This is a genomic window from Streptosporangiales bacterium, from assembly GCA_009379825.1.
Taxonomy (GTDB): domain Bacteria; phylum Actinomycetota; class Actinomycetes; order Streptosporangiales; family WHST01; genus WHST01.
This window is the reverse complement of the sequence record WHTA01000032.1, coordinates 1-17,976: the sequence shown is the minus strand read 5'-3', so window position 1 is coordinate 17,976 and position 17,976 is coordinate 1. Positions and strand designations below refer to the sequence as shown.

Annotated in this window: 14 protein-coding genes; 6 read left to right on the top strand and 8 right to left on the bottom strand. The window is 70.7% G+C overall.

Annotated elements, in window-relative coordinates; all coding sequences use genetic code 11:
* Nucleotides 1–6 precede the first annotated feature (6 nt).
* Complete coding sequence (gene map / locus GEV07_16460) at nt 7–849, bottom strand: type I methionyl aminopeptidase (GenBank protein MQA04245.1); 843 nt, start codon at nt 847–849, stop codon at nt 7–9.
* Between the two features lie 64 nt (nt 850–913).
* Between map and GEV07_16455 the strand changes: the two genes are divergently transcribed.
* The gene (locus GEV07_16455) at nt 914–1,096 is read left to right on the top strand and encodes a hypothetical protein (GenBank protein ID MQA04244.1); all 183 of its coding nucleotides are present in this window, start codon (nt 914–916) and stop codon (nt 1,094–1,096) included.
* Nucleotides 1,097–1,154: 58 nt separating this feature from the next.
* Here GEV07_16455 and GEV07_16450 read toward each other — a convergent pair whose 3' ends face one another.
* Both GEV07_16450 and GEV07_16445 read right to left on the bottom strand, forming a co-directional pair.
* The gene (locus GEV07_16450; protein ID MQA04243.1) at nt 1,155–1,694 is read right to left on the bottom strand and encodes a histidine biosynthesis protein HisIE; all 540 of its coding nucleotides are present in this window, start codon (nt 1,692–1,694) and stop codon (nt 1,155–1,157) included.
* A 192-nt stretch (nt 1,695–1,886) separates the two neighbouring features.
* Nucleotides 1,887–2,564 (bottom strand): hypothetical protein, encoded by a 678-nt coding sequence (locus GEV07_16445; protein MQA04242.1) that lies wholly within the window; start codon nt 2,562–2,564, stop codon nt 1,887–1,889.
* 25 nt (nt 2,565–2,589) lie between these two features.
* On the opposite strand from GEV07_16445, the gene GEV07_16440 reads away from it, so the two are divergent.
* On the top strand, nt 2,590–3,357 hold the full coding sequence (locus tag GEV07_16440; protein ID MQA04241.1) for a cobalamin-binding protein: 768 nt from the start codon (nt 2,590–2,592) through the stop codon (nt 3,355–3,357).
* Between the two features lie 7 nt (nt 3,358–3,364).
* Here the strand turns inward: GEV07_16440 and GEV07_16435 are convergent, their stop codons facing one another.
* Nucleotides 3,365–4,933, bottom strand: a complete 1,569-nt coding sequence (locus tag GEV07_16435) for an alkaline phosphatase (GenBank protein MQA04240.1) — start codon at nt 4,931–4,933, stop codon at nt 3,365–3,367.
* A gap of 170 nt (nt 4,934–5,103) precedes the next feature.
* Between GEV07_16435 and GEV07_16430 the strand changes: the two genes are divergently transcribed.
* Nucleotides 5,104–5,337, top strand: coding sequence for a hypothetical protein (locus tag GEV07_16430; GenBank protein ID MQA04239.1), 234 nt, complete (start codon nt 5,104–5,106; stop codon nt 5,335–5,337).
* Between the two features lie 3 nt (nt 5,338–5,340).
* On the opposite strand, the gene GEV07_16425 is transcribed toward GEV07_16430, so the two are convergent.
* From GEV07_16425 to GEV07_16410, 4 genes are read right to left on the bottom strand one after another with little or no spacing between them, the layout of a single operon-like run.
* Nucleotides 5,341–7,083, bottom strand: coding sequence for an NAD+ synthase (locus GEV07_16425; GenBank protein MQA04238.1), 1,743 nt, complete (start codon nt 7,081–7,083; stop codon nt 5,341–5,343).
* A gap of 33 nt (nt 7,084–7,116) precedes the next feature.
* Nucleotides 7,117–7,332: a hypothetical protein gene (locus GEV07_16420; GenBank protein MQA04237.1), complete on the bottom strand. Its 216-nt coding sequence runs from the start codon at nt 7,330–7,332 to the stop codon at nt 7,117–7,119.
* Complete coding sequence (locus GEV07_16415) at nt 7,329–9,512, bottom strand: hypothetical protein (protein MQA04236.1); 2,184 nt, start codon at nt 9,510–9,512, stop codon at nt 7,329–7,331. The genes GEV07_16420 and GEV07_16415 overlap by 4 nt, the downstream gene beginning before the upstream one ends.
* Nucleotides 9,509–11,896: a hypothetical protein gene (locus GEV07_16410; protein ID MQA04235.1), complete on the bottom strand. Its 2,388-nt coding sequence runs from the start codon at nt 11,894–11,896 to the stop codon at nt 9,509–9,511. Before GEV07_16410 ends, GEV07_16415 begins: the two co-directional genes overlap by 4 nt.
* Before the next feature lie 195 nt (nt 11,897–12,091).
* Between GEV07_16410 and GEV07_16405 the strand changes: the two genes are divergently transcribed.
* The 3 genes from GEV07_16405 to GEV07_16395 are packed head-to-tail and all read left to right on the top strand — an operon-like array spanning nt 12,092 to nt 17,825.
* On the top strand, nt 12,092–14,920 hold the full coding sequence (locus tag GEV07_16405; protein ID MQA04234.1) for a tetratricopeptide repeat protein: 2,829 nt from the start codon (nt 12,092–12,094) through the stop codon (nt 14,918–14,920).
* Complete coding sequence (locus GEV07_16400; protein MQA04233.1) at nt 14,917–15,825, top strand: hypothetical protein; 909 nt, start codon at nt 14,917–14,919, stop codon at nt 15,823–15,825. Before GEV07_16405 ends, GEV07_16400 begins: the two co-directional genes overlap by 4 nt.
* Nucleotides 15,420–17,825 carry a tetratricopeptide repeat protein gene (locus GEV07_16395; GenBank protein ID MQA04232.1) on the top strand — a complete coding sequence of 802 codons (2,406 nt, stop codon included), beginning with the start codon at nt 15,420–15,422 and terminating at the stop codon, nt 17,823–17,825. Before GEV07_16400 ends, GEV07_16395 begins: the two co-directional genes overlap by 406 nt.
* Nucleotides 17,826–17,976: the final 151 nt, after the last annotated feature.

Below are 17,976 nucleotides of genomic sequence, written 5' to 3'. Positions count from 1 at the left end.
CCCGCCTCACGGCAGGGTGAGGATCTCCGTGCCCTCGTCCGTGACCAGGATCGTGTGCTCGAACTGCGCGGTGCGCCTGCCGTCGCGGGTGACGACGGTCCAGTCGTCGTCCCACATGTGCCACTCGTGGGTGCCCAACGTGATCATCGGCTCGATGGTGAACGTCATTCCGGTCTCGATGACCACGTCGAGCTGAGGGTTGTCGTAGTGCGGCACGATCAGGCCGGAGTGGAACGTGGTGCCGATGCCGTGCCCGGTGAAGTCGCGCACGACGCCGTAGCCGAACCTGCGTGCGTACGACTCGATCACCCGGCCGACGACGTTCAGCGCACGGCCGGGAGCGACGGCGCGGATGCCGCGCCTGAGGGCCTCGTGCGCCCGCTCGACGAGCAGACGGGACTCCTCGTCCACGTCACCGGCGAGGAACGTCGCGTTGGTGTCGCCGTGCACGCCGCCGATGTACGCGGTGACGTCGATGTTCACGATGTCGCCGTCGGCGATCACCGTGGAGTCGGGGATGCCGTGGCAGATGACCTCGTTCAACGACGTGCAGATCGACTTCGGGTAGGCGCGGTAGCCGAGCGTCGAGGGGTAGGCGTCGTGGTCGCAGAGGAACTCGTGGCCGACCCGGTCGAGCTCGTCGGTCGTGGTGCCGGGCTGGACGTGCTTGCCCATCTCCTGGAGCGCCTGTGCGGCGATCCGGCCGGCGACGCGCATCCGCTCGACGGTCTCCGCGTCCTTGACGTCGGACTCGCCCAGCGTCGGCGCCGGCTTCCCGACGTACTCCGGCCGGGGGATGTGTGCGGGCACGTCGCGCGTCGGTGAGAGCCGACCTTTGGTTACAGGCACGTGCTCGAGTCTAACTGCCTGGTCGCTCGCCGCATCGCCTGGCGGTCACGCCTAGGCTGGAGGGATGGACGAGCAGCAATGGTGGTACTGCCTTGTGCACAAGGCCGTGGAACCGGCCGAGGGCTGCCGCAACGCGGACCGGCTCGGACCGTTCGCCACTCGTGCGGAGGCGGAGAACGCACTCCGGCTGGCCGAGCAACGCAACGAAGCGTGGGAGCACGACCCGCGGTGGAGCGACGATGACTGACCCGACAGCACGATGGGGGCCGGGCGAGATGCCCAGCCCCCATCGGTCACGCTGACGGTTATCGCCTGACGGCGCGCTTCGCCGCGGTCTTGCGGGCCGGGGCCCTGCGGGCCGCGGTCTTCTTTGCGGCGGTCTTCTTCGCCGGTGCCCGCTTGGCGGTCTTCTTTGCTGCCGTCTTGCGGGCGGTGGCCTTCTTTGCGGCCGTCTTCTTGGCGGCCCTCTTGGCTGGTGCCCGCTTGGCGGTCTTCTTTGCGGCGCTCTTCTTGGCCGCTGCCTTGCGAGCGGTCGCCTTCTTTGCGGCCGTCTTCTTCGCCGGTGCCCGCTTGGCGGTCTTCTTTGCTGCCGTCTTGCGGGCGGTGGCCTTCTTGGCGGCCCTCTTGGCTGGTGCCCGCTTGGCGGTCTTCTTAGCGGCGGTCTTCCTCGCCGGTGCCTTGCGAGCGGTCGCCTTCTTAGCGGCCGTCTTCTTCGCTGCCGTCTTGCGCGCGGTGCTCTTCCTAGCGGCCGCTGTCTTCTTGGCGGTCGATTTCTTTGCAGTGCGGGTCGCTGCGCCCTTGCGCGCGGCGCTCTTCTTGGCAGCGCCCTTCTTAGCGGGTGCCATTCGGTGTCGCCTCCGTAAGTGTCTACGAGTACTGGTCAATGAACTCGCTGAACAAAACCATGCATCGAAGTGTGCAGTTTTACCAGTAGCCACGCGCGTTTCTTTGCAAGGGGGTTGAGTTGGCTGTTCCGGAGCTACCTGCACGTATGTCTGCTACATTGGCTAAAACCATTGGTGTGAAAGGGTTTTCGCTCAATCGACAGTGCTTGGGCCGCTGATCGCTTCTAGTGCACGTGCTAGACGCGCTCTGATACGTCCACGGCGATTCGTGGTCTCACCAGCCGCAAGGTTGACGAGGTGTTGCACCGTCTCGAACGCGACCGTCGTGTCGCCCAGATCGGGTACTGGGACGTTCGACTGATGCGGTGGCACGGTGATCGGTGCCGTGACACTCAACGACTCGTGTGCGATCGAGTTGAGGTCGTCGTCACCACCGTCGATGCTGAACACTGCGCCGCCACTCTTCTTGGCGTCGTCGACGCGTTCGAGCAGACGCGGTGGTGTGGCCGTGGGAGCGACGACGAGAACGAGATCGCCGCGGCGTACGTAGTCAAGACGGCGCATGCCCATGGTGAGGTGTTGTGGTCCCTCACGCGGTGGAGTCCACCGTACGAGCACCGGCGAGATCTCCGGGATCCCTTCCCAACGCGCGGTCTCGTCGAGGTGTGCGGCGAGGTGCCATGGTTCGTCGTCCGGCGTACCGACGAGTAGTAGCCCGGACGGGTTGCGGCTCACACGACGCATGCCCGCGGCGAAGTCGCTGACTCGATCGGGCCATTCGGTCGGCTGCAACAGCAGTCTGAGCATCGCCGCGGTCGTCGCATCCACACCTTCATGGTGCCCCGTGTGCACGGTGCGCGTCCAACGCATCGACTGAGAGTGCGAGTATGCCTGCATGGCTCCCCGCGAGCGCGTCCGTGACGACACCGGTGTCGAGGTGGCGGTGCCTTCGCCTGTCCGGCGTGTCGTGTCGTTGGTGCCGTCGCTTACCGAGAGCGTCGCGGTCACCGCGCCGCAGCTACTCGTTGCCGCGACCGCGTGGTGCACGCACACTGCGGACACGGAACCGGTGCGGGTGGGCGGCACGAAGAACCCCGACGTCGCGGCCGTCGTGGAGCTCGCTCCCGACCTGGTGCTGGCCAACTTCGAGGAGAACCGCGACGTCGATCTCCATGCCTTGCGCGCAGCGGGTCTCGCCGTGTGGGTGACGAAGTGCACCACGGTCGTCGAGGCGTTGGCGAGCCTGACGCGGATGTTCCGCGCGCTCGGTCTCGACCGCCCGGCCTGGTTGGCGACGGCGGAACAGGTGTGGAGCCTGCCGTACGTAGGAGCGCGGCGTACGGCGGTCGTGCCGATCTGGCGGCGGCCATGGATGGTGCTCGGCAGTGACACGTTCGCCGGTGACCTGTTGCGCATGCTCGGCGTGGACAACGCGTACGCCGGGCACGAAGAACGCTACCCGCGCGTGCCGCTCGCCGAGCTGCGCGCTGCGGCGGGACTCGTGGTGCTGCCGGACGAGCCCTACGCGTTCTCCGCGACCGACGGTCCGGAGAACTTCGAGAGCCACTCGGTGGCGCTCGTCAGCGGCCGCCACCTGACCTGGTACGGCCCTTCGCTGGTCGAGGCACGCCACGTGCTGACCGAACAGCTCGGCGGCGTCTAGGGGCGTGCTAGCGCTCGTACGGGCGCAGCTCGCGCTCCCACAGCACCCGTGCGTGCACGTCGCGGAGCTTGACCGTGAGGTGCTTGCTCTGTGCGTCGATGTGTACCTGGCCGAAGAACTGGTAGTCGGTGGCGGGGGAGACGTTCGCCTCCGTCGGTGCCTTGACGAAGACCTGCTCGCAGCCGAACGTCGAGTCCAGCTCGAGCTGCGGGAAGCCACCGGCGTGCAGTGGACCGGAGACGAACTGCCAGAACGGGTAGAAGTCCGTGAACGTCGCTCGTGCGGGGTCGAAGTAGTGTGCGGCGGTGAAGTGCACGTCGGTGGTCAGCCAGACCACGTTGCGGATCTCTTCGCGCTTCAGGAAGCTGAGCAGCTCGGCGATCTGGATCTCCCGGCCGAGCGGCTCGCCCTGGTCGCCCTGTGACACGGCTTCGAAGTCGTCGCCGTCTGGCACCACCATGCCGAGCGGGAGGTCGTTCGCGATGACCTTCCATGTCGCCCGCGACCTGCTGAGCTCGTCGCGTAGCCACTCGGCCTGCCGGTGGCCAAGCACGCCGCCGTTGTTGAAGGTCTGCTTGTTGGCCGAGTTCGGGTCCTTGTACCAGCGCATGTCCAGCACGAACACGTCGAGTAGCGGGCCGTGGTGGATCACCCGGTAGATGCGGCCCTCCTCGTCGTGTCGCGCCGCGATCGGCGTGTACTCGTGCCACGCCTGGTTCGACCGGGCGGCGAGCACGTCGACGCGCCGCTCCGTGTACCTGTCGTCGTCGTGGATCTCGCCCGGCCACCAGTTGTTCAGCGTTTCGTGGTCGTCCCACTGCTGGATCTGCGCAACATCGGCGTAGAACGCGCGCAGGTTGTCGTCGAGCAGGTTGTACTTGTAGTTGCCGCGGAACTCGGCCAGCGTCTGCGCGACGTTCGACTTCTCCTCGGTGACGACGTTGTGCCACGTCGTGCCGTCGGGGAGCGCGACCGTCTCCTCCAGCGGGTTGTCCGCGTAGATGTTGTCACCGTTGCACAGGTAGAAGTCCGGATCGAGGTCGCGCATCGCGGCGAAGATCCGGTAGCCGCCGCGATCGCGGTCGATGCCCCAGCCCTGGCCGGCGAGGTCGCCGGACCACAGGAACGACACGTCGCTCGCACGTGCCGGAGGCGTACGGAGGTGGCCGGTGGCCGGCTCCCCGCTGCGGCGGTCGTCGGACGGGTCGACGGGGGTGATGCGGTAGTGGACGTCCCTGCCGGGTGGCAGCGCCGTGAGCCGCGTCTTCCCGGTGTAGTCGGAGTCTTCGCCGAGGTGCGCGCCCGGCAGCGTGCGCGACCGGGTGAACTCGGGGTCGAGGCTGACCTCGACGAGCATGCGGGCGGGGCGGTCGCTGCGTGCCCAGACCGTCGCCGAGGTCGCGCCGACGTCGCCGGATTGCACGCCGTGCGTCAGTGCGGGCCGGCCGCCGCGGACCAGGGCGGGTGCCCGGCGCGGCACAGCGTTCGCAGGTAAGGACGACGGGACGAGCAGCGCGCCGCCGGTGACCAGGCCGCCGACGAGCACCGACCTACGGGACAGCGGTGCACTCGACATGACGGCCACCTTCCGCGGCTGGAGCATCAGCAGCTCAAGGAGTACCCCACGGCGTTGAACGGCCGATGCCTACCAGGTGATCGTGCGGCAACGTGTCCACCATAGGACAGCAGTGCAACCGCGGGCATTCGGCGGCCAGCTGCGAATACGCACGGTGCTACCATCCCGGCATGGCAGCTGCAGGCGGCATAATCGGTCTTCTCCTCGGCCTGGTCATGATGGCGATCGGCCTCGTCGTCATGTACTTCATCGTGAAAGCGGCGGTGAAGAACGGCGTGCTCGAAGCGCTGGACGACCCACGGGCCACGGTCGGCACGCACCGGCTCATCACCCAGCTGCGCGGCGGCGCGCAGCAGCAGGTGCCCGGTGGGAACCAGCAGCTCGGCCAGTACCCACCGCAGTAGGCGTCACTTCCGCCCTTCGCTCCACGCGTTCGTGATCGGCTGGCGCCGGTCGCGGCCGAAGTTGCGCTCGGAGATCTTCGGTCCTGGCGGGAACTGCCGCCGCTTGTACTCGGCCCGGTCGACCATCGCCGTCACCCGGTCGATCAGCTCCGGGTCGTGTCCCCGCTCGATCAGCTCGGCCCGGCCGAAGTCGTCCTCGACGTAGTCGTCGAGCAGCGCGTCGAGCTGCTCGTACGGCGGGAGCGAGTCGCTGTCCTGCTGGTCGGGCGCGAGCTCGGCCGACGGCGGCTTGCTGATGACGTTCTCCGGGATCGGCTGCGCGTGCCCCTGGCGTTCGGCCTCCGCGTTCCGCCAGCGCGCCAGCGCCCACACCGTGGTCTTCGGTACGTCTTTGAGCGGCGCGTAACCGCCCGCGGAGTCGCCGTACAGGGTGGAGTAGCCGGTGCCGAGCTCGCTCTTGTTGCCGGTCGCGAGCGCGAGGTGGCCCTCCTCGTTGGAGACCGACATCAGGATCGTGCCGCGGATGCGCGCCTGCAGGTTCTCGGCGGCGATCCCGTGCAGGCTCACCTCGCTCGAGAACGCCTCGTACATGCCCCTGATGGGGTGGACGCGGTAGTCGACGCCCTGCCGCTTGGCCAGGTCCTCGGCGTCGGTCAGCGAGTGCTCGGTGGAGTACTGCGACGGCAGCGCGAGCGTGTGCACGCGGTCCGCGCCGAGCGCGTCCACCGCGATCGTGGCGACGAGCGCGGAGTCGATGCCGCCGGAGAGGTTCAGGACGGCGGACTCGAAGCCGTTCTTGCGTGCGTAGTCGCGGGTGCCGAGCACCAGCGCCTGGTAGACCTCCGCCAGGTCGTCGAGCGGGTCGGCGACGCTGGGGGTGAGCGGCGTGTACCTCTCCGGCGGCTCGGTGGAGATGACCACGCGGTCCACGCTCGGCGTGAGTGCCGTGGCGTCCTGGGCCGCCGCCTTGAGCTCCAGGTCGACGGTCAGCAGGTGCTCGGTGAACTGCGGGGCACGCGCGACGAGCTCACCCTTCGCGTCGACGACGAGCGAGTCGCCGTCGAAGATCAGCTCGTCCTGGCCGCCGACCATGTTGACGTACACCAGCGGGCAGCCGACGTACTGTGCGCGTCGGGCGCACAGCTCCAGCCTGGAGTCGTCCTTCAGCCGCTCGTACGGCGAGCCGTTGATGGCGAGGACGAGGCCGACGTCGGCGGTACGCGCGTAGATCGACGGGCCCTTCTCCTGCCACAGGTCTTCACAGATCATCAACGCGATGTCGACGCCGTGCACGCGTGCCACCGCCAGATCCTCGCCGGGGACGAAGTAGCGGAACTCGTCGAACACGCCGTAGTTCGGCAGGTGGTGCTTGGCGTAGCGCACGATGACCTTGCCGCCGTGCACGAACGCGCCGGCGTTGAGTGGTGCGATGGGCGGCTGCCCGGCCCGCTGCGAGCGGCCACCGATCACGTCGAGATACCCGACGACGACGGTAATGTCGCCCAGGCCGCGCTCGGCGAGCTCGGCGGCGAGCTGGTCGAGCTGGCGGCGAGAGGCGTTGCAGAACGACTTGCGCAACGCGAGGTCCTCCACCGGGTAGCCGGAGAGGTGCATCTCGGGGAAGACCACCAGGTGCGCGCCCGTCGCGGCGGCGTCGCGCGCCTTGGCCAGGACCTGGTCGGCGTTGGCGCGCAGGTCACCTACCGTCGGGTTCGTCTGGGCGAGTGCCACTCGTAGCTGGGTCACGAGGCGATGCTATTTCCCGCCGGCGAAAACTGCCTAGGGGGCGACGGGGTGGCTCTTCCGCCGTCGGATACGCAGCACGACCGCGCCGGTTACCAGCGCCGCCGCGAGGACTGCGACGAGGACGAGTGGGTGGACGACGACGCCCGGGGTGATACTCGTCTCGCCGATCACCCGCACCCGTTGGTTGCTGCCGTCGACGACGTACAGCTCGCCGTCCGGGCCGGCCGCGACCGCGGTGGGTTCGTTCAGCTGGGCTCTGCCCGCGGGCTTGCCGTCGCCGGCGAAGCCGCCGCCGCCGTAGGTGGTGCCGTCCTCGCCGCCGCCTTCGCGGAACTCACCGGTTCCCGCGACCCGCCTGACGACGTGCGTTCCAGGTCGATCGCACGGACCCGGTGGTTGGCCTTGTCGGTGAGGTACAGCGTGCCGTCGGCCACGGTCAGGTCGCTGATCGCGCCGAACTGTGCGGAGTACGCCGTGGCCCCGTCGCCGGCCACGCCGACGCCGCCGGCCTGGTAGCCGGCGAACGTGGTGATCTTCCCGGTGCGCTTGTCCACACGCAGCACCTGCGGGCCGATGGAGACGTACAGCCCGCCGCCGGGGCCGATGGCCAGGCCGACCGGGCCGTTCAGCCGGTCGGTCTCCTCGCCGTACTCGTCCGGGTCGTCGGCGACGACCGTCTCGCACTCGTCGGCGTCCGGTTCCAGCCGGCAGATCCGGTCGGCTGCCCCGTCGACGACGTACAGGTCGCCACCCGCGTCGAAGGCCAGCCCGGTCGGGTTCACGAACTCGTACCGGCTGCCTGGCATGGTGTCGATCGTGCCGTCGTCGAGGTCGACGTACCTGATGGCGGTCTCGTCGCCGGTGTCGTCGGCGAAGTACAACCTGCCGTCAGGACCAAGCGCGAGTGAACGCGGTGTGCTGAGGTACGCCTCGGTGGCCTTGCCGCCGTCGCCGTTGTCCTCCTCGTCGTACGGGCGGATGTCCGGCCGGCCGGCCAGGGTGCGGACGACGCCCGCACCGAGGCCGACCGTGCGGATCCTGTCGTTGTCCGTGTCGGCCAGGTAGAGCGTGCCGTCGTCGTCCACGACGACGTCGCCGGGATTCCTGAGGTCGACCTCGTCGAACTCGTGCACGTCGCGGTAGAACGGGCCGTCTTCTTCTTCGTCGCCGGTGTCGTCGGCGGGTATGCGCCGTCCGCTGCCGACCAGGGTGTCGATCGGTTCGCTTGCCAGCCGGTGGTCGGGACGGGTGGCGTGCTCCGCCTCGGCGACCATGCGGATCCGGTAGATCTGGGCGTCGGTGAGGTAGAGCTGCCCCGCCGGCCCTACCGCGATACCGATACCCATCGGCGCGCCGGCGATGACCGAGTCCGTCGGTTTGCGGCCGTCGCCGACCGGGGCGTCCTTCTCGCCGCCGGCGTAGGCGCTTACGTCCTTGGTGGCCAGGTCGAGCCGGTAGACGCGGTCGTAGCCGGCGATGTAGAGGGCCTTGCCCTCGGGGTCGAACGCCAGGTCGGACGGGTCGTGCACCTCGGGTGCGCGGGTGACCGCTCCGGCCACGGTCTCGATGGTGTCCTTCGCCGGGTCGGCCACCCGCACCAGGTCGGTGGCCGCCTCGGCGAAGTAGACCTTGCCGGACGGGTGGACGGCGACCGTGTCGGGGCGGACGAACGTCTTGGTGGCGCGCTTCGTCCCGACGGCAGGTTCGGGGAAGGCACCGACCTCCTCGGGTAGCGCGTACCCGGCGATGGTGCCGATCTTGCCGGTGTCGGCGTCGACCATGCGCACGCGGTAGTTCAGCGAATCGGTGATGTAGAGGTTGCCGTCGGCGTCTACCGCGACGTCTTTCGGGTAGTAGAGCAGCGCCTTGGTCGCCTTGCCGCCGTCGCCGCCGAAGTGCCTGTCCTTGACGCCTGTCCCGCCGCTGCCGGCGACGGTTCGGATGGTGCCGTCGTCCGGGTCGATCGCCCTGATCCTGTGGTTGCCGGTGTCGGCGACGTAGAGCGTGCCGTCGTTGCCGACCGTGAGTCCGCGTGCGCCGTAGATGTAGCCACTGGACTCGCGGCTGGAGAAGGTGGCCTTCTTCGCGGGGCCGCCGTCGCCGCTGAAGCCGGACTTGCCGGTGCCGGCGATGGTGGTGATGGTCTTCGTCCTCGGGTCGACGGCGCGGATCCGGTGCCCGGCGAGTACGTACAGGGTGCCGTCAGGTCCGGTGGCGACGTCCACCGGTTCCGCCAACCCGGCCGTGCGGGCCGGACCGCCGTCGCCAGTGTTGCCAGGGTCGCCGGTGCCGACGACCGTGTCGATGACGAGATCGCCTGCCGCCACCGGCGGTCGCTCGGCCGCACGCGACGGCTCGCCGCCGAGCTGGCCGAGGAGAGCCGCCCCGAGCACGGTGAGCGCCGCGAAGGTAGCGGCGGACCGGCTCATGCTGCCCCGGCGCCGGTCGGCTGGTGCTTCCTGCGCCGCCACCAGACGCGCAGCACGATGGCGGCGGCGATCAGCAGGACCGTGATGACAGCGATGGTGACGAGGGGGTGGACGACGATGCCGGGGGTGATCTCGGTTTCGCCGATCACCCGTACCCGCCGGTTGCTGCTGTCGACGATGTACAGCTCGCCGTCCGGGCCGACGGCCACCGCGCTGGGCTCGTTGAGCTCGGCCTTGCCGGCTGGCTTGCCGTCGCCGGTGAAGTCACCGCCGCCGTTGATGGCGCCGTCGCTGCCGCCGCCTTCGCGGAGCTTGCCGGTTCCCGCGACCCGCCTGACGACGTGCTGCTTCAGGTCGATCGCACGCACCCGGTGGTTGGCCTTGTCGGTGAGGTACAGCGTGCCGTCTGCGACGGACATGTCGGCGATGTAGCCGAACGAGGCGGAGTACGCCGACCCGCCGCCTCCTTCGACGCTACGACCGAACACGTAACCGGCGAACGTGCTGACCTGCCCTGTTCGCTTGTCGACGCGCAGGATCTGGTTGCCGTTCGCGACGAGCAGGGCGCCGCCTGGGCCGATGGCGAGGGCGGTGGGGCTGACGAACCGTTCGGTCTCCGCGCCCGGACCGCTGCCGGGATCGTCGGCGACGACCGTCACGCACTCGTCCGCGTCCAGCTCCAGCCGGCAGAGGCGCTGGGCGTCGGCGTCCAGGACGTACAGGTCGCCCTTCCCATCGAACGCGAGGCCGGTGGGTGCGGTGAACTCGTACCGGCTGCCGCGCAGGGTGTCGATCGTGCCGTCGTCGAGGTCGACGTACCTGATCATGGTCTCGTCGCTGGTTTCGTTGGCGAAGTACAGCCGGTCGTCCGGGCCGAGGGCGAGCGCGCGCGGATCCTCCAGGTACGCCTTGGTCGCCTTCCCGCCGTCGCCGTCGCCGTCCTCGTCGTACGGACGGTAGTCCGGTCTGCCGGCCAGGGTGCGGACGACACCGTCGTCCGGGTCGACCATCCGGATCATGTCGTTGCCCGTATCGGCGAGGTACATCGTGCCGTCGTCGGCTACCACCACGTCGCTGGGACTCTGCAGGTCGACGTCGTCGAGCGCGTGTGCGCCGCGTTCGAACGGCCCGTCCTCGTTGTCGCCGAAGTCCTCGGCCGAGGTGCGCTTCCCGCTGCCGACCAGGGAGTCGATGCGTTGGCCGGCCAGCCGGTCGTCGTCGCGGACCGGGTGCCGCGCCTTGCGGACGCTGCGGACGCGGAGGTTCCGCGAGTCGGTGAGGTACAGCTCACCCGCGGGGCCCATCGCGACACCGCGCGTGCTGGACGAGAGCTGCTCGCCGAGGTACGCGTCGGTCGGTCGGCCGCCATCGCCGAGCGCTTCCGCGGCACCGCCACCGGCGTATGTACGAACCTTGTTCGTGGCCAGCTCGAGCCGGAAGATACGGGCCTTGCCAGGGTATTCGGCGAACGGGTCGGTGCCGGCGACGTAGAGCGCCTTGCCGTCGCGGCTGAACGCGAGCCCGGTCGGGCCTTGTACTTCCGCCGCCGATGTGCCCCTGCCTGCGACCGGCTCCATGGTCTTCTTCTGCCGGTCGACCACCAGCACCTGGTTGCCGGTCTGGTCGGAAACGTACACCCGGCCGGACGGGTGTACGGCGATCCCGTCCGTCGAGACGTACGTGTCGGACCGACCGATCGTGCTGATCTTCCCGGTGTCGGCGTCGACCAACCGCACGCGAGAGTTCTCCGAGTCCGCGATGTAGAGGTTGCCGTCGGCGTCGACCGCCACGTCCTTCGGGTTCTGGAGCCGGGCCCTGGTGGCCTTGCCGCCGTCGCCGCTGAAGCCGCCTTCCTCGCCCCGGCCGCTGCCGGCGACGGTGCGGATGGTGCCGTCGTCCGGGTCGATCGCCCTGATGCGGTGGTTGCCGGTGTCGGCGACGTAGACGGTGCCGTCGCTACCGACCGCGAGCCCGTTGGCGGGGTACGAGTTCTCGTACCCGGAGAACGTGGCCTTCTTCGCGGGGCCGCCGTCGCCGCTGAAGCCGGACTTGCCGGTGCCGGCGATGGTGGTGATGTCCTTCGTCTTCGGGTCGACGGCCCTGACCTGTTGCCCGGCGAGGACGTACAGGGTGCCGTCCGACCCGGTGGTGACGTCCATCGGTTCCCTCAACCCGGCGGAACGCGCCCGGCCGCCGTCGCCGGTGTTGCCCACGTCGCCGGTGCCTACGACGGTGTCGATGACCAGGTCGCCCGCGCTCACCGGGGCGCGTTCTGCGGCGTGCGACGCCTCGCTGACCGGGCCGAGAAGGGTCGCGCTGACGACGGCGAACGCGAGGAAGCCAGGTACGGCCAGTCGTCCGATCTCGGGGGGCAAACCCGTCACGCAGAGACCTCCTCGGTTGGTGGAACCGCGCCGGACGGCGTCGGCGTCAGTGATGCCATCCGGCGTCTGCCGGTTCCAGGTGGAGAGCTCACTGGCCGTGCCGAGGGATGCAGGCGCAGGTGAACCTGTAGGAGGATAGGCGGCGGCGGTTATAGGTCGGCCATAGTTGGCCGGCGCGGGGCGGAGGAAAGCCACTTGACGGACCGGCCGGACTGCCGGATTCTCGGGCCACTCGAGGTGCTCGTCGAGGGCTGCCCGATTCGGCTCGGTGGGCAGCGACCGCAGGTGCTCCTCGCCACGCTCGTGCTCGACGGGGGCCACCCGGTGTCGACCGAGCGGTTGGCGGAGGCGGTGTGGGGCGCAGAGCTGCCGACGTCGCTGCGCGCACAACTGTCCATCCACGTCTCGACGTTGCGCAAGGCGTTCGGTACCGCCGTCATCGACACCGTGCCGGGCGGCTACCGGCTGCGCAGGGACGCGGTGCGGGTCGACGCGTACGAGGCGGAGAGCCTCGTGGAGCAGGCACGTGCGGCGGCTGCCGCAGGACGTACCGGCGAGGCCGTCGACCTGCTCGCCGCCGCACAGCGGCGGTGGCGCGGCCCGGTGCTTGCCGGGCTGGACAGTTCGTTGGTCGCGGCTGCCGCGACGCGGTTCGAGGAGCTGTGGCTGACCATCGTGGAGGAGCGCGCACGGCTCGAGCTGGACCGCGGCGGGCACGTGCCGTTGATCGGGGAGCTGACCGCCGCGGTCGGTGCCCATCCGTACCGCGAGCGGTTGCGCGGTCAGCTGATGGTGGCGCTGGCGAGGTCGGGACGCGCCGCGGACGCGCTCGAGGTCTACCGCGAGGGGCGCCGGGTGCTGGTCGACGAGCTCGGCGTGGAGCCGGGGCCCGAGCTGCGGCAGCTGGAACAGCGGATCCTGCTCGGCGACGAGGACATGGACGTCGGGGAGCGCGACTCGCATGTCCTGGCCGGCGCTCCCGCCGGCCAGGACCCGCCCAGCCGGCCGGTGCCCACCGAGTTGCCGAACGCGCTCGTCACCTTCACCGGGCGGACGGCGGAGGTGGCCGCGCTGAGCGCGTCGTTGCCCGCCGCGGACGGTCGGCCGATCGTCGTCAGCGGGCCGGGCGGGGTCGGCAAGTCCGCGCTCGCGATCGCCGTCGCGCAGCGCGTCGCCGACCAGTTCCCCGAGGGCCAGCTCTACGCCAACCTGCACGGCACCACGCCGCACACCACGCCGCCCAGCGGCCATGACGTGCTCGCCCAGTTCCTCCGGTCGCTCGGGGTGCCGGCCGCGGATGTGCCCGTCGACGCGGAGACGGCGGTGGCCAGGTTCAGGGAGCTGACCGCCGACCGGCGACTGCTCGTTGTGCTCGACGACGCCGCGGACGCCACGCAGGTGCGCAGGTTGCTGCCCGCAGGCAATTCGAGCACCGCGCTTGTGACGAGCAGGCGCAGGCTCGACGCCCTCGACACCGCGGAGCACCACCAGCTGGACGTGCTGGCCGCGGCCGAGGCCGAGGAGCTGCTCGCGCGGATCGCCGGGCCGCACCGGTTGGACGCGGAGGCCGGCGCCGCCGCCGACCTGGTGCGGCTGTGCGGGCGGCTGCCGCTCGCCGTCGCCATCGCGGGCGCGCGGCTCGCCGCGCGGCCCTCGCTGTCGGTGCAGGCGCTCGTCGAACGGCTGGCGGTGGAACGCCGGCGGCTGGGCGAGCTGCGCGTCGACGACCACGACGTACGGGCGAGCTTCGCGGTGAGCTACGCGGACCTCGACCGCCCCGAGGTGGCACGGATGTTCCGGCTGCTCGGCGTGCTCGACGGCTCGACGGTCAGCGTCGAGGTGGCCGCGGCGCTCGCGGACGTCCCCGTCGCCCTGGCCGAGGACCTGCTGGGCGAGCTGGTCGCCGCGCAGCTGGCCACCCGCACCGGGGAGCGCTACGGGCTGCACGACCTGCTCCGGCTGTTCGCCAGGGAGCTCGCCGAGGTCGAGGACGGTCGGCGCGGGTGCGCCGCCGCCCTGCGCCGGGCGATGCACTGCTACGTCGCCACTGCGCACACCGCGGCGATGGTCGTCGCGCCGTGCTACCGCTGGCGCCTCGAGCTCGTGCCGGTCGAGCTGGTGCATCCCGGCGTCGCCCTGTCGTCGGTGCCAGAGGTCAACGCGTGGATCGAGGCGGAGCGGGAGAACCTGCTGCTCGCGGCCGAGCAGGCGGCGGTCGGCGACGAGCCGGCCGTCGCGGTGAGCCTGGCGGTCGCGCTTGACATGCCGCTGGAGAACCGCGGCAGGTGGCGGGAGCAGCTGGTGGTGTCTGAGATCGTCCGGCGCGCGGCTGAGCGCACGCAGGACCCGCACCACCTCGGCCTCGCACACAACGACGTCGGGTGGGCGCTGTCGGCGCTCGACCGGGTCGCCGACGCCATCCCGCCCTTCGAGCATGCGCTGGAGATGTGGCGTGCGGTGGGGCACCTCACCGGTGAGGCCCTCACCCTGCACGGCCACGGCGTGGCCTGCCGGGCGCTCGGCCGCCACGACGACGCGCTGGCGAGCCTGCAGCGCGCAGAGACGCTGGCGGAGCAGCTCGGCGACCGCGGCCGCCAGGCGATGTGCCAGAGCGCGATCGGCCTGACGTACCAGCGCCTCGGGCAGTACGACGACGCCATCGCGGCACACGAGAAGAGCGTGGCGATGGCGCGCGAGGCGAGCAGCTGGCGGACCGAGCTGATCGCGCTCGGCAACATGGCCGAGGCGTTCCGGCTCGCCGGCGAGCTACGTACGGCCGTGCGTACCTTCAGGGAGGTGCTCGAACGGGGACGGTCGGCTGACTACGCGGGCACCTACTGGGAGGCCGAGCACCTGTGGGGGCTCGGCATGGCGCTGCACGACCTGGGCATCGGTGGCCGGGAGTGCTGGCTCGCCGCCGCCGACATCCTCGCCGACCTCGGGCTGATCGGCGCGGAGGAACGTGTCGTGATCGGCCGCGAGCCGATCCCCGCGACGCCTGACGTCATCGCGAGCCAGCTATGAGCAGGACGGTGCGTTGCCGCATCCTCGGCCCGCTGGCCGCCGAGGTGGCAGGTGCGGAGGTGGACCTCGGCGGGCCGCGGCCGCGGTCGCTGCTCGCCGGCCTGCTCCTCGACGTCGACCGGGTGGTGGACCCGGAGTCGCTGATCGCGGCCATCTGGGGCGACCGGCCGCCGGCGTCGGCGCGCGCATTGCTCTCGGTGCACGTGTCGGCGCTGCGCAAGGCGTTCGTCGCCGCCGGCTGCGCGGACGAGGTGATCGAGACGGTCGGCAGCGGCTACCGGGTCAGGTCCGACACCGTGGCGCTGGATGCGCACCTGGCTGCACAACGCATCGAGACGGCACGGTCCGCCGCCGGGGCGGGGCGGCACGGCGACGCCGAAGAGACGTTCCGCGCCGCGCTCGACCTGTGGCACGGACCGGTGCTCGACGGGCTGTGCAGCCCACCGATCCGCGCCGGTGCGCAGCGGCTGGCCGAGCTCCGGTTGGCGGCCGCCGAGGAGTGGGCCGAGCTGGCGTTGCTGCTCGGGCACCTCGACGCCGTCGCCGACGCGCTGCCCGCCGTGCTCGCCGAGCAGCCGTTGCGGGAACGCGCGCGGGCCCAGCTGATGCTCGCCCTCGCCCGGTTGGGCAGGAAGGCCGACGCCCTCGAGGTGTACGAGCAGGGCCACCAGCTGCTCGTCGAGGAACAGGGACTGGAGCCCGGGGCGGTGCTGACCGACCTGCGCAACGCGATCGACGACGACGCGCTGCCCACCCAGCTGGCCGGCGCGGCGGCCGCCGTGGACTCGTACCGGCTGGTCGAGCTGCCGCCCGCGGTGCCGCACTTCACCGGCCGGCAGACCGACCTCGCCGTGCTCGACTCGTTGCTCGACCACTCGACCACTCGACCAGGCACCTGGCCGTGATCAGCGGTGCCGCGGGGACCGGGAAGACGACGTTGGCGCTGCAGTGGGCACACCGGGTGGCGGAGCGGTTCCCCGACGGGCAGCTCTTCGCCGACCTGCGTGGCTACGACCCCGAGGTCGAACCGGTCGAGCCCGGTGCCGTGCTCGAGCAGTTCCTGCGTGCGCTCGGGGTGTCCGGCGAGGCGTTGCCGGCGACGGTGGCGGAGCGTGCCGCGCTGTTCCGCAGCACCGTGCACGGTCGCCGGCTGCTGGTCCTGCTGGACAATGCGGCGTCCGCGAACCAGGTGCGCCCGCTGCTGCCTGGCTCGAGCAGCTGCTGTGTGCTCGTCACGGCACGTCGGCGGCTGGAAGGCCTGGTCGTAGGCGAGGGTGCGCTCGCGGTGCCGGTCGAGATGCTGTCCGACGCCGAGTCGGCCGCCCTCGTGCGGGACGTCGTGGGTGTGGACCGGCTGGACGCCGAACCTGTCGACGTCTCCGCGCTTGCCGCGCTGTGCGGTGGGCTGCCGCTCGCACTGCGGGTCGTCGCGGCGCGGCTCACCTCGGCGCCGAACGGCACGGCACAGCAGGTGGTCGACCGGCTGGCCAGTGAACGCGACCGGCTGGACCAGCTCAGCCAACAGGAGCTGCAGGTGCGCGGCAGCTTCGAGCTGTCGTACCGCGACCTGTCGCCTGGGGCGAAGGTCGCGTTCCGTCGGCTCGGCCTCGTCGACACGCCTGGCGGGTTCGCGCCCTGGTTGCTCGCGGCGCTCGGCGACTGCACCCTCGCGGCGGCCGAGGACCTCTGCGAGGAGCTCGTCGACGCGCAACTCGTGCAGCCGCTCGGCACCGACCTCGCCGGCAAGACGCGGTACCGCTTCCACGACCTGGTGCGGTTGTTCGCCCGCGAACGCGCCGGGACCGAGGAGGCGAGGGACGCGGTGGACGCCGCGGTGGCCAGGGTGTTCGGCGGCCTGCTCGCCATGGCCGACGAGGCGCGGCGGGTCGAGTACGGCGACCCGACGGGCGGCGGCCTGCGCGGTGCGACGGCGTCGTGGCTGCCGCAGGACCCCGAGGGTGCCGATCCGCTGCGCTGGTTCGAGAGCGAACGCTCCAACCTGGTGGCGGCGATCCGGCAGTGCGCCGAGCGCGGTTGGCACGAGGTCAGCTGGGACCTGGTGGTGCGCTGGCTGTTCATGTTCGAGGCCCGCGCGTACTACGACGACTGGCAGACGGTCACCGAGTACGCGCTGCGCGCCTGCCGGGAGGCGGGCAGCGCACGCGGCGAGGCGAGCATGCTGTACTCGCTCGGCGTGCTCGAGCTCAACCGTCGCCGCCTGGACGAGGCCATCGCGCCGCTGACCGACGCATTGCGTACGTTCGAGCGGATCGGCGGCAAGCGCGACCGTGCGGCGACGATGCGGCACCTGGCCACTGTGCAGATGTTCCGTGGTGAACACGAGCGCGGGCTGCAGGGGCTGGAGACCGCCTGTGCGCTCTTCGCGGAGCTCGGCGACGGGCTGGCCGAGGCCAACGCGCTCGGCCACATCGCGTACGTGCACACCCTGGAGCAGCGCTTGGATGTCGCGGAGAGTCTGCTCGACCGTGCTCTCACGAAGCCGCAGGCGACCGGCCGCCCGCGGGCGCAGCTGTTGAAGCGGCTCGCGGAGGTGTACCGCCTGCAGGGGCGCGCCGCGGAAGCGGCGCAGGTGGGCGAGAGCGCGCTGGGGATCGTCCGGGAGGCGCGCGACCCGGTCGGCGAGGCGTACGTGCTCCACGCGCTCGGCGAGGTGAAGGCCGACCTGGGCGAGGGCGCCGAGGCGGAGCGGCTGCTCCGCGAGGCGCTGGTGATCGCCCGTCGGGTGGGCGAGCGGCTGATCGAGGGGCGGGTGCTGCTCGCACTCGGTCGCCTCGACACGGCCGAGTCGGTGGAGCTGTTGACGGCCGCAGTGGCGGTCTTCGACGAGATGAGCGCGGCCGCGTGGCGCGAGACGGCGAGCAAGGCACTTGCCGAACGCCGGTAGCTACTTCGATCTGAAAAAGTCGGGGCGTGGCGGTCTCTGAGTGGGGGTTTGTTCGTCGAGAGGATGGCCTCGAACCCTTGGGTGTGAAGGGGTCGAGGCCATCGTGTTTCGTACTGTAAATGATCAGCCGACGTTGTGGGATTCGGTCCTG